8 protein-coding genes are annotated in these 14,004 nt (G+C 60.0%); 5 read left to right on the plus strand and 3 right to left on the minus strand.

What is annotated here, in order from left to right; all coding sequences use genetic code 11:
- Positions 1-13 precede the first annotated feature (13 nt).
- Together mtlD and JQ845_RS21410 are read right to left on the minus strand one after the other, a co-directional pair.
- The gene (mtlD, locus tag JQ845_RS21405; RefSeq protein ID WP_203009438.1) at positions 14-2,155 is read right to left on the minus strand and encodes a bifunctional mannitol-1-phosphate dehydrogenase/phosphatase; all 2,142 of its coding nucleotides are present in this window, start codon (positions 2,153-2,155) and stop codon (positions 14-16) included.
- 568 nt (positions 2,156-2,723) lie between these two features.
- The gene (locus JQ845_RS21410) at positions 2,724-3,743 is read right to left on the minus strand and encodes an alpha/beta fold hydrolase (RefSeq protein ID WP_161718575.1); all 1,020 of its coding nucleotides are present in this window, start codon (positions 3,741-3,743) and stop codon (positions 2,724-2,726) included.
- Positions 3,744-3,870: 127 nt separating this feature from the next.
- Between JQ845_RS21410 and JQ845_RS21415 the strand changes: the two genes are divergently transcribed.
- The 5 genes from JQ845_RS21415 (at position 3,871) to JQ845_RS21435 (ending at position 13,468) form a co-directional block, all read left to right on the plus strand.
- Positions 3,871-6,063 carry a TonB-dependent siderophore receptor gene (locus tag JQ845_RS21415; RefSeq protein ID WP_161718573.1) on the plus strand — a complete coding sequence of 731 codons (2,193 nt, stop codon included), beginning with the start codon at positions 3,871-3,873 and terminating at the stop codon, positions 6,061-6,063.
- Between the two features lie 267 nt (positions 6,064-6,330).
- Positions 6,331-7,575, plus strand: coding sequence for a multidrug efflux RND transporter periplasmic adaptor subunit MexE (gene mexE, locus JQ845_RS21420; RefSeq protein ID WP_003445181.1), 1,245 nt, complete (start codon positions 6,331-6,333; stop codon positions 7,573-7,575).
- 15 nt (positions 7,576-7,590) lie between these two features.
- Positions 7,591-10,770 carry an efflux RND transporter permease subunit gene (locus JQ845_RS21425; protein ID WP_003445180.1) on the plus strand — a complete coding sequence of 1,060 codons (3,180 nt, stop codon included), beginning with the start codon at positions 7,591-7,593 and terminating at the stop codon, positions 10,768-10,770.
- Positions 10,767-12,176: an efflux transporter outer membrane subunit gene (locus tag JQ845_RS21430; protein ID WP_003445179.1), complete on the plus strand. Its 1,410-nt coding sequence runs from the start codon at positions 10,767-10,769 to the stop codon at positions 12,174-12,176. The genes JQ845_RS21425 and JQ845_RS21430 overlap by 4 nt, the downstream gene beginning before the upstream one ends.
- Before the next feature lie 239 nt (positions 12,177-12,415).
- On the plus strand, positions 12,416-13,468 hold the full coding sequence (locus tag JQ845_RS21435) for a tetratricopeptide repeat protein (protein ID WP_203009439.1): 1,053 nt from the start codon (positions 12,416-12,418) through the stop codon (positions 13,466-13,468).
- 81 nt (positions 13,469-13,549) lie between these two features.
- Here JQ845_RS21435 and JQ845_RS21440 read toward each other — a convergent pair whose 3' ends face one another.
- Complete coding sequence (locus JQ845_RS21440; RefSeq protein ID WP_003445176.1) at positions 13,550-13,927, minus strand: response regulator; 378 nt, start codon at positions 13,925-13,927, stop codon at positions 13,550-13,552.
- Between the last annotated feature and the right edge of the window lie 77 nt (positions 13,928-14,004).

A 14,004-nucleotide genomic window follows, 5' to 3' on the forward strand; every position in this document is an offset into this window, starting at 1 on the left:
GCGCTTGATTGCTTTAGGCCTGGGCCATGACGAATTCAGCACAGTCCGGCTCCATGGCCGCCAGGCTCCGGAAATGCCCGGAGATGGCCTCGATCAATTCAGCGTCCTTGACCGGATCCAGCCCCGGATACGGTCGGCCGTTGTAATTTGCACTGTAGGTCAGCACCGTCTCGACACTGCCGCTGTCTTGATACAGGGTGCGCATCAACTGGCTTTCCTGATCCTTGCTGTCTGTGGAACGCAGCGCGTAATGAAGCGCCAGGGCGCTGCCAAACTCCAGGGCGCTGCAGTCGATGCCATGTTTCTTGGCCAGATCGATGCTGCGGAAAATCCGCTCGTTGCGCTGCAGTTTACGCAGCGGATCACGGCCGACGCGGGTACAGGGGTCCTTGAACGAGGTGTTGCAGCGCGCGAGAAATGTGTTCGAGAAACTCTCGACAGCTTGCGCCATGTGCGGGTATTCGGCCACCAGGACCGGGCCCACTTCCTGACGAATCAAGCGCTCGGCCAGAGCACTGACCCGCGGGTCGCCCATGGCCTGCCCCAACCACGAATAGCCCAGGCGGCTGGCGTACCAGGCAATGATGGCGTGGGGGCCGTTCCACAACAGGTTTTTCATCACCTGGGTCTGGGTGATGTCGTCGACTGTCCTGACCTGGCGCAGACGCTCCAGCAGGTTACTGCAGCGTTCGGCATACAACGGCATGTCCGACTCGCTGTTGAACAGGATCAAATGCAACTGGCTCAGTGCATTGCTGGACTGGGCAAATGGCCGAAAGCGGCTGATCAGGCGTTCGTATTCCGGCACCGGGGTTTTCGGGCTTGCCGTGGGTACGACGGTGTCGTCAGTCAGGCTGTTCTGGAAGATTTTCGACTTGATACGCAACTGGCGCACCAGCGACTCGTTGGACAGCTTGGAGACAATGCGACTGACCACGGTTTCTGCAAAGTGGGTGTTATCCAGAATTTTCTGGCACAGGTGCGGTGCAACCAACAGTTCGAGCTGGGCTCGCACATGGCGGCGGACAAAGTCCGCGCCGCCGACCTTGTTCAACACAATCAGAATCGTCAACTCACGCCCGCGTCGCTCAAAGCGCCGGATCAAACCCCTGGCAATGACGTCCGCCTGTTTGCGGATCGCGGTTTCCGGCAGGCTCAGCCCGACTATTTCAGCTTCGTCGTACATGCGGATCACCTCTTGGGCGTCATCCATGTCGATCATTCTGAGGTTCTCAATGGTCTGGTCGAACGAGGTCGCACCATAGCGCACGCTGAAGCGGCCAAAGGCCTGGATGGTGTCGCGCAGCATCCGCGAACGGGTAGCCGCGATAATCTCGCAAGGCCGGGTGTAGCCATCCCAGTGGGAGAAAATCTGCGTCAGGTAGCCACCGCCCATGGCCCCGAAACCGTGGATGCCGACACTGAATTGATTGAGGGCCTGGGGGAAACTCTCGTTCAGTTCGGGGGTGCCCAGATCCGGCATGCATTGGTTGAGGTCGCCCAGAAACCCGTGCATGTTCTGGTACGCCTTCAGCGCACCGGCCTTCACTTCGGCTGCCGGAGGCTTGATGTCTTCGATCAGGATCGGCTGCCCTTCGGCACGAATCGCCGACAACAGGCCGTTCTCGGAGTCTTCGAGCATCAGGCAGTGGCCCGGCAGGCAATTGAGCGCACTGGCGGCCTTGAGGAAAATCTCGGGGTGGGGCTTGCCCTGCTCCACTTCATCGCCGCAAACGGTGACGTCGAAGTACTTCAGTACGTTGGCATTGATCAGGTATTCCTCGGCGATGGCGCGGCGGCTCGAGGTGGCCACGGCCATGGTCAGGCCATACTTGCGCAAGCGCTCGAGCACTTCGAGCAAACCGTCCTTGATCGGCACGCCATGGTTGCGCACATGGGCCAGTTCAAGTTCATCGGCGCGCTGGCGGACCGCAGCGTAAGGGAAATCTTCACCATGATTGGCCTTGGCCAGCGCTTCGGCCTTACGGGCACTCAGGCCCAGAGAACCGATCAGGGTTTCTTCGCTCAATGGCGTGCCGTAAATCTCGAGCGCGGCCTGTTTGAGGGTCTTGAAGCGCAGGCGTTCGGTGTCAAACATGGTGCCGTCCATATCGAAGATGGCACTGAAAATTCTTTTACCCTGGAAATAAATCATGGCTCGTGAGTCCTTGTAGCGCGGCGCCTGGTCATGGGTAACCAAACGCTGTCGTGACCTGCAGCTGGCTGGTGCCAGGGATGTCGGGTCAGAAAGTGAGGGGATCAGATAAAAATGCCGGGCAACAGCGCATACCGTTAAAAACGGATGCAAACACGCCGGGTCGGCTGGCGATCAGAAAAAATCTGGAGGGGGGACGTAGCAGTGGCGCCAGTCAGCACAGCTGGCGGGCAAACAACGGGGTGGAATCAAGAGTGCATAGAGGCGGGAGACAAACCCTGTCGCTGCAAGAATGCAGCCTTTGACGTGAGGCCCACACTGCGCAATCAGGGATGCGTAATGTGAGCCGGACTGGCGATTGATACGTGTGATTCCATCCATAGGGAGCTGTAATTTCCTGTAATACGATTGGATACCCTTTTAGCTATAACGCACTTGGAGGCTCTAAATCAAGGAGTGATCCTGGATTGATCACTCGCTTGATCCTGATTTGATCCTCGTTTGATCATGGGCAGTCGCTAACCAGGCACGAAGGCTGCGAGCCTTTGGCACAGCGCCGGGTTTGGGGTCAACCCTGGAGGTTCAACTGCTCCACCAGCACCTTGTTGAAGGCCGCCGGGTCTTCCATTTGCGGGGCGTGGCCCATGCCCGGGAATTCAATCAGCCTGGCCCCGGGAATCAGTTTGGCCGCCTGTTTGCCCAGCACTTTGTAGTCACCGATTCTGGCCTTCACTTGCGCTGAAGCAATATCACTGCCGATGGCGGTGGTGTCAGCATCGCCGATCAATAACAGGGTTGGCACCTTGAGGTCCGGCAGTTCGTAAAACACCGGCTGGGTGAAAATCATGTCGTAGATCAACGCCGAGTTCCACGCCACCCGTTTGTGCCCCGGCCCCTTGTTCAGACCCGCCAGCATGTCCACCCAACGGTCGTACTCGGGCTTCCAGTGCCCGGCGTAATAGGTACTTTGCTCGTACTGGCGAATACCTTCGGCACTGAGTTTCAGTTCCCGTGCGTACCACTGGTCAACACTGCGCCATGGCACGCCGAGGGCTTTCCAGTCCTCCAGACCGATCGGATTGACCAGCACCAGCTGCTCGGTTTGCGGGGCGTACTGCAGTGCATAGCGGGTACCCAGCATGCCGCCGGTGGAGTGGCCGATGATGCTGGCCTTGTCCACCCCGAGGCTGTCGAGCAAGGCATGGGTATTAGCCGACAATTGCTGAAAGCTGTATTGATAACTGGCCGGTTTGCTCGAGGTGCAAAAACCGATCTGGTCCGGCGCCACGACCCGGTAACCCGCCGCGCTCAGGGCCTTGATGCTGTCGCCCCAGGTGGCTGCGCAGAAGTTTTTGCCGTGCAGCAGCACCGCCGTATGGCCATTGGCAGGCCCCGTGGGGGCAACGTCCATGTAGCCCATCTGCAGGGTCTGGCCCTGGGAATCAAAGTTGAAGTGATGCAGCGGGTACGGGTACTCGAAGCCTTGCAGTTGCTCGCCATAAACCGGGGCGGAAGCGGAAGGCGCCGCCAGCGCCTGCAAGGGCAAGCTGCAGGCCAGTACCAGGCATGAGCGTAGAAAAAATGGCATGCGCAATTCCTCAAAAAGACCGGAGCCTCACATTGCACCATTAACCCAAGGTTAAGTAGCGTCTGTATGATGGCGCGCCTGTGAACAGGCCCTGCACTCAAGGCCGCCCATCATTCAGGAGTTTTGCATGAACAGGCTTCACCGGACTTTCAACCAGGGAGAGTCCGCCCCGCGGTTCACGCTCAACCTGCTGACCCTTGGCCTGTTACTGTCCAGCGCAGTGCCGGTGGCCCACGGCGCCAATACCGAGTTGCCGGCGACCGCCGTGACCGCGGAAGACAACGCCGGCTATCAGGCCGACAGCGCCTGGGTCGGCGGTTTCGAAGCGGCACCCCTGCTGGATACCCCGGCGGCGATTTCAGTCTTTACCGACGCGCTGATCAAGGATCAACAAGCCCGCCTGCTCAGCGATGTATTGAGCAACGACGCTTCGGTGGGTGAAAGCTATGCGCCCATTGGTTATTACCAGAATTTCGTGGTCCGCGGCTTCTCGTTGAATTCGGCCAGCAGCTACAAGATCAATGGCCGCACCATCACCGGCGAGCAAAACGTCGGCCTGGAAAACAAGCAGCAGGTGGAATTGCTCAAGGGTCTGTCCGGCCTGCAAAGCGGCGTGTCCGAGCCAGGTGGCGTAGTCAATTACGTGACCAAGCGTGCCGCGGATGTACGCTCCGTCACGGTCTCCACCGATGATCGCGGCAGTGGTTATCTGGCCACCGATGTGGGGGGCTGGTTCGGCAGCGAGCAGCAGTTCGGACTGCGTGCCAATTTCGCCCATGAGGATATCCACTCCTACGTCGAACATGCCAATGGCCAGCGTGATTTCGCCGCTGTGGCTTTCGACTGGAACATCAGCCCCGACGCCCTGCTGCAACTGGATGTGGAGTACCAAAACAAGGAGCAGCGTTCGGTGCCGGGCTATCAATTGCTCGGCGGCACCGAACTGCCGCACCACGCTTCACCGAAAAAACTGCTGGCTCACCAGAGCGGCTCCAAACCTGTAACCATTGATTCGCTGAACATCAACGGCAACTTTGAGTACCGCTTCACCGATAACTGGAAAGGCAGCCTGAGCGCCTCGCGCAGCAAAGTGGTGATCGATGATTACAGTTCGTTTGCCTGGGGTTGTTATGGCGCCGCCAGTTGTGCCGGCAGCGCAGTACCCAACTACTTCAGCCCCGAAGGCAATTACGATATCTATGACTTCCGCAGCCCCGACGACACCCGGCGCAATGATGAAGTGCAGGCAGCACTCAGCGGTGTGTTTGATACCGGCGGCATCGGCCATGAACTGACAGTGGGCAGCAGCGCGTTCCGCCGTGTGGTGGATCAGCGCGAGCTGATCAACGAGATGATCGGCAGCGGCAATATCGACAGTGAACCCGAGAACTTTGCGCGCTATGACGGGCCGGTCGAGGACAGCTATCGACGTCTGGACAGCCGCCAGTACGGGCTGTTCTTCAACGACCGGATCAGCTTTAACCAGCAATGGCAGACCGTGCTCGGTGGCCGTGAAGTGCTGCTGGACGAACGCACCTTCGACGACCAGGGCGACACCAGCCGCCATACCCGGCGCTATGAATTCCTGCCCCAGGCTGCACTGATCTACAAACCCGTACCGAACCTGTCGCTGTATACCCGTTACAGCAAGGGCCTGGCCCTGGGTGGCACGGCGCCCTGGTTTGCCAGCAATGCTTTTGAAACCCTCGCCCCCACCCTGTCACGGCAAATTGAAGCAGGGGTCAAGTACGATTGGCGGCGTATCAGCCTGAGCGCGACGCTGTTCCAGATCCGTCAGGACTACCAATATGCCCGCCCCGACGCCACTGCGGGTGCATTCACCTATGTGCAGCAGGGCGAACAGAAAAATACCGGCCTGGAGCTGGCGGCCAACGGTTGGGCCAGTGAGCGCTTGCAGGTATCGGCCAGTGTGACGGCGATCCGCGCCCGGGTGACAGGCAGCGGTACGCCCGAGTATGAAGGCCATCAAACCATCAACGTGCCGACCCTGCGCGCCAGTCTTTATGGTGATTACGCCCTGCCCTGGTTCGATGGCCTGGCCCTGCTCGGCGGGGTGCAATACAGCGGCAAAAAATACGCCAGCCAACAGGGCGGTGTGCAGGCTGGCAGTTACGCCATCTTCAATATCGGCAGCCGCTACAGCACCCGTATCGAAGGTTATGACACCGTGTTCCGGCTCACCGTCGACAACCTGTTCGACAAGCGCTACTGGCGCGATGTGGGTGAGTACATGGGCGACAACTATGTATTCCAGGGCGCGCCGCTGACCGCCCGCCTGAGTGCTTCGATCAACTTCTGAAGCATTGACCGCACCTGTAGGAGCGAGCCTGCTCGCGAGCTCTTCGCTGGTAATTTGAAGAGCTCGCGAGCAAGCTCGCTCCTACAGATGGTTCAGGCCCATGACGAAGAATTTAATTGATAGCTCCCTAACAAAAGGCGCAAGCTAGAGGGCTTGGCCGGGCTTTGTATCATTCTGAATGATATTGATCTTCGCTGGGTTCGATTCGTTCCCCGGCCCTCGCGCCAGCATTATCCGCCCATCTCAATAGATTGGCGGACTCCCCCCATGGAACAGTCACTTAAACATTTGCGCTTCCCACTCGCGGCCCTGGCCATCGTGGTGATGAGCGCATGCGGCAAAACTCCACAAGCGACTGCTCCTGCTCCCGCTGCCAAAGTCAGTGTGGCCAAAGTGCTGGAACAGCCGGTCAATGAATGGGACGAGTTCACCGGGCGCCTTGAAGCTCCGCAGACCGTTGAAATTCGTCCACGGGTGTCGGGCCAGATTGATCAGGTCGCCTTCACTGAGGGCGCCCTGGTGAAAAAGGGCGACCTGTTGTTCCAGATCGATCCGCGTCCGTTCCAGGCCGAAGTGCGTCGTCTTGAAGCCGAGGTGCAACAGGCCCGCGCCAACGCCACCCGTACCGACAACGAAGCCCAGCGCGGCGAACGCCTGCGCCAGAGCAATGCGATTTCCGCAGAACTGGCCGACTCGCGCACCACCGCCTCCCAGGCCGCCCGCGCCGGGGTCTCGGCCATTCAGGCACAACTGGACCTGGCCAAACTCAACCTCAGCTTCACCCGTGTGACTTCGCCAATCAGTGGCCGGGTCAGCCGTGCCGAAATCACTGCGGGCAACATCGTCACCGCTGATGTCACGCCGCTGACCAGTGTGGTCTCCACCGACAAGGTGTATGCCTACTTCGACGCTGACGAACGGGTATTCCTCAAATACGCGCAACTTGCCCGCCAGGGCCAGCGCGGTCAGAGCACCCCGGTTTACCTGGGCCTGTCCAACGAAGACGGCAACCCGCACCTGGGCCAGATGAACTTCGTCGACAACCAGGTCAACCCGAAGACCGGCACCATCCGCGGCCGTGCCGTGTTCGATAACGCCGACGGCAGCTTCACCCCGGGCCTGTATGCGCGCCTCAAACTGGTGGGCAGCGGCACCTACGAAGCGGTGTTGATCAATGACGAAGCCGTCGGTACCGACCTGGGCAAGAAATTCGTGCTGGTCATGGACGGCGCCAATAACACTACGTACCGCTCCGTTGACCTGGGACCGAAAATCGAAGGCCTGCGCATTGTTCGCAGCGGCCTGAACAAGGGCGACACCATCATCGTCAAGGGCCTGCAACGGGTGCGCCCGGGTTCACCGGTCACCCCTGAAGTGATTCCGATGGCCAGCGAACAGACCCTCGCCGCACTGGCACAACAACGACAAGCCCTGGAAGCCAGCAACCTGTCCCCAGCCAAGCCCGCCAATGGCGCGCCGAAGCTGGCCAGCGTCGCGACTCCTCGCGGTTAAGGGACGATAACTCCGATGAATTTTTCCCAGTTCTTCATTCAGCGGCCGATTTTCGCCGCCGTGCTTTCCTTGCTGATCCTGATTGCGGGCAGCATTTCGCTGTTCCAGTTGCCCATCAGTGAATACCCCGAAGTAGTGCCGCCGACCGTTGTGGTACGGGCCAACTTCCCCGGGGCCAACCCCAAAGTGATAGGTGAAACCGTCGCCGCGCCGCTGGAACAGGCGATTACCGGTGTCGAGAACATGCTCTACATGTCGTCTCAGTCCACCGCTGACGGCAAGATCACCCTGACCATCACCTTTGCCCTGGGTACCGACCTGGACAACGCTCAGGTGCAGGTGCAGAACCGTGTGACCCGTACCGAGCCCAAGCTTCCCGAAGAAGTGACACGCATCGGGATCACGGTGGACAAGGCTTCGCCCGACCTGACCATGGTTGTGCACTTGACCTCGCCGGACCAGCGCTACGACATGCTGTACCTGTCCAACTACGCCATCCTCAACATCAAGGATGAACTGGCCCGCCTCGGCGGGGTTGGCGACGTGCAGTTGTTCGGCATGGGCGATTACTCGTTGCGGGTGTGGCTCGATCCGAACAAGACCGCTTCGCGCAATCTGACGGCCACCGATGTGGTCAACGCGATCCGCGAGCAAAACCGTCAGGTGGCTGCCGGCGCCCTGGGTGCCCCCCCTGCCCCGAATGCCACCAGCTTCCAGCTGTCGGTCAATACCCAGGGCCGTCTGGTGTCCGAAGAAGAGTTCGAGAACATCATCATTCGCGCTGGCGATGACGGTGAAATCACTCGTCTCAAGGACATTGCCCGGGTTGAACTGGGCTCCAGCCAATACGCCCTGCGCTCCCTGCTGAACAATCAACCGGCGGTGGCGATCCCGATTTTCCAGCGTCCGGGTTCCAACGCCATCGATATTTCCAATGAAGTTCGGGCCAAGATGGCCGAGCTGAAGAAGAACTTCCCGCAAGGCATGGACTTCAGCATCGTTTATGACCCGACGATCTTTGTTCGCGGCTCCATCGAGGCGGTGGTTCACACCCTGTTCGAAGCGCTGATTCTGGTGGTGCTGGTGGTGATCCTGTTCCTGCAGACCTGGCGGGCGTCGATCATTCCGCTGGTGGCGGTGCCGGTATCGCTGATCGGTACCTTTGCCGTGATGCACATGTTCGGCTTCTCACTCAACGCCCTGTCGCTGTTCGGACTGGTACTGGCGATCGGGATCGTGGTCGACGATGCGATTGTGGTGGTGGAGAACGTCGAGCGAAATATCGGCCTGGGGCTGACCCCGGTGGAAGCCACCAAGCGCGCCATGCGTGAAGTGACCGGGCCCATCATCGCCACTGCGCTGGTGCTGTGTGCGGTGTTTATCCCGGCCGCCTTTATCTCCGGGCTGACCGGGCAGTTCTACAAGCAGTTCGCCCTGACCATCGCGATTTCGACGGTGATCTCGGCCTTCAACTCGTTGACCCTGTCGCCAGCCCTTGCCGCGGTATTGCTCAAGAGCCACGACGCGCCGAAAGACCGCTTCTCCAGAGTGCTCGACACGCTGTTCGGCGGCTGGCTGTTCCGCCCGTTCAACCGCTTCTTTGACCGTGCCAGCCATACCTATGTCGGTACCGTGGCACGGGTGATCCGCAGCAGTGGCATTGCCCTGATCCTGTACGCCGGGCTGATGGTGCTGACCTTCTTCGGTTTCTCCAACACCCCGACCGGGTTCGTCCCCGGCCAGGACAAGCAATACCTGGTGGCCTTCGCCCAACTGCCGGATGCGGCGAGCCTGGACCGCACCGAAGACGTGATCAAACGCATGTCCGACCTGGCCCTGAAACAGCCCGGGGTAGAAAGTGCCGTGGCGTTCCCGGGGCTGTCGATCAACGGTTTCACCAACAGCCCCAATGCCGGCATCGTCTTCGTAACCCTTAAACCGTTCAACGAACGCAAAGACCCGAGCATGTCTGCCGGTGCCATTGCCGGTGCACTGAACGGCAAGTTCAGCGGCATTGAAGAAGCCTATATGGCGATCTTCCCGCCGCCGCCGGTACAGGGCCTGGGCACCATCGGTGGTTTCCGCCTGCAAATCGAAGACCGGGGCAACCTGGGCTATGACGAGCTGTACAAAGAAACCATGAACATCATCAACAAAAGCCACAACGTGCCGGAACTGGCCGGGCTGTTCACCAGCTACACGGTGAACGTGCCACAGGTCGATGCCGCCATCGACCGGGAAAAAGCCAAGACCCACGGCGTGGCCGTCAGCGACATCTTCGATACCCTGCAGATCTACCTGGGCTCGCTGTATGCCAACGACTTCAACCGCTTCGGCCGTACTTATCAGGTCAACGTTCAGGCCGAGCAGCAGTTCCGCCTGGAGCCGGATCAGATCGGTCAGTTGAAAGTGCGTAACAACAAGGGCGAGATGATCCCGCTGGCCACCTTTATCAAGGTCAGCGACACCTCGGGCCCGGATCGGGTGATGCACTACAACGGCTTTATCACCGCTGAAATCAACGGTGCCGCGGCACCCGGCTACAGCTCCGGCCAGGCCGAAAAAGCCATCGAGAAACTGCTCAAGGAAGAACTGCCCAACGGCATGACCTACGAATGGACCGACCTGACCTACCAGCAGATTCTGTCCGGTAACACAGCGCTGTTCGTGTTCCCGCTCTGCGTATTGCTGGCGTTCCTGGTACTCGCGGCCCAGTACGAAAGCTGGAGCCTGCCGCTGGCGGTGATCCTGATCGTGCCCATGACCCTGTTGTCGGCCATTACCGGGGTGATTGCTTCGGGGGGTGACAACAACATCTTCACCCAGATCGGATTGATCGTACTGGTGGGTCTGGCGTGCAAAAACGCGATTCTGATTGTCGAGTTTGCCAAGGACAAGCAGGAAGAAGGCATGAGCCCGCTGGATGCGGTACTGGAAGCCTGCCGTCTGCGGTTGCGGCCGATCCTGATGACCTCCTTCGCCTTCATCATGGGTGTGGTGCCACTGGTGTTCTCCAGCGGTGCCGGTGCTGAAATGCGCCACGCCATGGGTGTCGCGGTGTTCTCCGGGATGCTGGGTGTGACCTTCTTCGGCCTGCTGCTGACGCCGGTGTTTTATGTATTGATCCGCCGCTATGTGGAGCGCAGTGAAGCGCGCAAGGCGGCCAGGCACCTCAAGCTGGAGTCGCAACAATGAGCCTGAAAGTCTTTATGCCAAGTCTGCTGGTGCTGGCCTTGAGTGCCTGCGCCGTAGGCCCGGACTACAAAACCCCGGTCACTGAGCCGGCACAGATCAGTGCCGACAACCTCAAGGGGTTTGACCGGGCCCATTATGAAGGCATCTGGTGGCAGCAATTCGACGATCCGACCCTCAACCAGTTGGTGACGCAGTCGCTCAACGGTAACCGCGAGCTGCGCGTGGCTTTTGCCCGCCTGCGCGCGGCCCGGGCCATTCGCGATGACGTCAGCAATGACGCCATGCCGACCATTACCAGCCGCGCCAGCAGCGATGTGGGCAAAGGCCAGATACCTGGCCAGACCGAAAAACGGGTCAACAGTGAGCGGTATGACCTGGGGCTGGACATGGCCTGGGAGATCGACCTGTTTGGCCGTATCCAGCGCGAACTGGAAGCCAGTGACGCCGACGAACAGGCCGCAGCGGCGGACTTGTATCAACTGCAAGTGACCATGATTGCCGAGCTGGTGGATGCCTACGGTGAACTGCGCGGCGCGCAACTGCGTGAGCGGATCGCCCTGGACAACCTGAAAAACCAGCAAGACTCCAAAGCCATCACCCAAAGCCTGCGTGATGCCGGGGTCGGTGATGAACTGGACGTGATGCGGGCTGATGCGCGTCTGGCCGCAGTTGAGGCCAGCGTGCCGCAACTGCAGGCCGAGCAGGTGCGCGAGCGCAACCGTATCGCCACCTTGCTGGGCCAGCGGCCTGAGCAATTGAGTGTGGACCTGGGGCCCAAGCAGCTGCCGGCCATTGCCAAGGCGCTGAATATCGGCAACCCCGGCGACCTGCTGCAGCGTCGGCCCGACATCATGAGTGCCGAGCGCAAGCTGGCGGCGGCCACTGCCCGGATCGGCGTGGCCAAGGCTGATTTGTTCCCTCGGGTCAGCCTCAGCGGTTTCCTCGGTTTCACCGCCGGGCGTGGTTCGCAGATCGGTTCGGCGGCGGCCAATGCCTGGGCACTGGGCCCGCGCATCACCTGGCCGGCGTTTGATCTGGGCAGCGTGCGGGCACGTCTGCGCGGGGCCGATGCAGAGGCCGATGGCGCACTGGCCAGTTACGAGCAGCAAGTGCTGCTGGCGCTGGAAGAGTCAGAGAATGCCTTCAGCGACTATGGCAAACGTCAGCAGCGCCTGGTTTCGCTGATTCGCCAAAGCGAGTCCAGCCGCGCGGCGGCCGACCTGGCGGCAATACGTTATCGCGAAGGGACGGTGGACTTTCTGGTGTTGCTCGATGCCCAGCGCGAGCGTCTGGCGGCCGAAGACAGCCAGGCCCAGGCCGAGGTTGAGTTGTATCGCGGTGTAGTGGCCATTTACAAAGCCCTGGGCGGCGGCTGGCAAGCAGAGACCGTCGCCAGCGCCCATTGATTTAACAGCAGTTTCAAGAGCTCCTTTGGTTGGTCGCATCCAGCCATTTTTAGCCCCGTGGTCATTCGGTCACGGGGCTTTTTTTGGTTCTGGTTTTTACTGTTCGCGACCTCGTAGTCGCTGCCCGGGGCTTCGATCTGCAGCGTAGCGCCAGGGCGGCTTGCCGGATCAGGGTTTGACTCCAACCGGCTACTGTCCCAATCTTGTCCCTCAACCGCACGCCTGTTTCTGGATATTGCATGACCCAGCCTCGCCGTTACCTCGCTATCAGTCTTCTGTCAGCGCTTATCGCAGCCGGTCTCTGGTATTGGATGCGCCCCGCGCCAGCCACAAAAGCGCCTTCTACAAGCAGTTATTCGGTTGCCCTTGCCCAGGCGCACAACGGTCAACCCGGTGCGGCCCGGGTGCTCTATCAGCAATTGGCCCGCACCGACCTGTCGGACATCCGCCGTGCCAGCCTGCATGCAGAATTGCCCAACTACCCCAGCCCCCAGGCACTGAAGCTGGCGGACGCCGACTTGCAGCACCCTTCACCGCTGGTCCGTCAGGCGGCGATCCAGAGCATTGCCGGGCTGGTGCCCAACGCCCAGCGCACGCTATTGCTGGGGCCGTTGCTGGATGATCCCGAACAAAGCGTACGCTTTACCGCCGCCAGTGCACTGCTGGGCTTGTCTCCTGATGAGCAAGGCCTGTATTTCGCCCCCTTGCAGCAGGTAATCGACGAATACGAACGCGATCTCAAAACCCGCCCCGACGATCCCCAGGCCCAGGGCCAGCTCGCCCGTCTGTATCTGCATGAAGGTCAGCTGGATGAAGCCCAGGCCGCTCTGGAAAAAGTCACCGCCCTGGACCCGGAAAATCTCAAGGCCGTGGTTGCTCAGGTGGAGTTGCTGGATAAGCGCGGGCAAACCGACCGGGCGCGTGAATTGCTGGCCAGGCAGCTGGAGGAGCATCCCGAGTCTGCTTATTTGCAGCATGCGCTGGGTATCTGGCTGCTTAACCACGGGCAGACTGAATACGCCCTGCTGGGTCTGGCCAAAGCCGTAGAGCTGGAGCCTGATAACAGTGATTACCGTTACAAGCTGGCGATTGCCCTGCACGATCTTGATCAACTGGAAGCCGCGCAACGCCAGCTTGAGGAGCTGTTGCAACGCCAGCCGGCCAATCGCAAGGCGCGCGTGCTGTTGATTCGCTACTGGAAAGAGTCCGGGCAAATACAGAACGTTCAGGTACTGCTGGCGCAGATGGAACAGTTGAACCCGGATGACCCGGCGCTGCAGCAGGGGCTTTGACCCCCTTTGCCTGTCTGTACCTATAGGAACGAGCTTGCTCGCGAGCTTTTAACCGCTCGCGAGGCAAGCTCGCTCCTACAGTCAGGCCAGCAGTTTCTGGATCTGTTCCTGCAGGGTGTCGAGGTCGAACGGCTTGGCCAGGATCGGCGCCGTCAGGGTGATCGGGCTACCGGTGTCGCGGATTTCTGCCGGGTAACCACTGATAAAAATGACCTTGAGGTCCGGCCGCAGCTTGAGGGCTGGCTCGGCAATCTGAACCCCCGATATGCCACCGGGCAGACGAAAATCAGTCACCATCAGGTCCAGATGCGGTTTGCTCGCCAGAATCTCGAACGCCTGCTCGCCGTTTTCAGCCTGCAGCACTCTATAACCTTCACCGGACAGGTAGGCGCTGAGAACCATCAGGATCGAGGGATCGTCTTCGACAATCAGAACTACATCTTGCGCATCTTCACTCATGGGAAACCTTATTCCGGGCAATTGCTGCAATTTCGACCGCAGGCCACGCCATAGGTTGCGGCTAATTCAAGTCTTTT

The organism is Pseudomonas paraversuta, assembly GCF_904063065.1.
GTDB lineage: Bacteria > Pseudomonadota > Gammaproteobacteria > Pseudomonadales > Pseudomonadaceae > Aquipseudomonas > Aquipseudomonas paraversuta.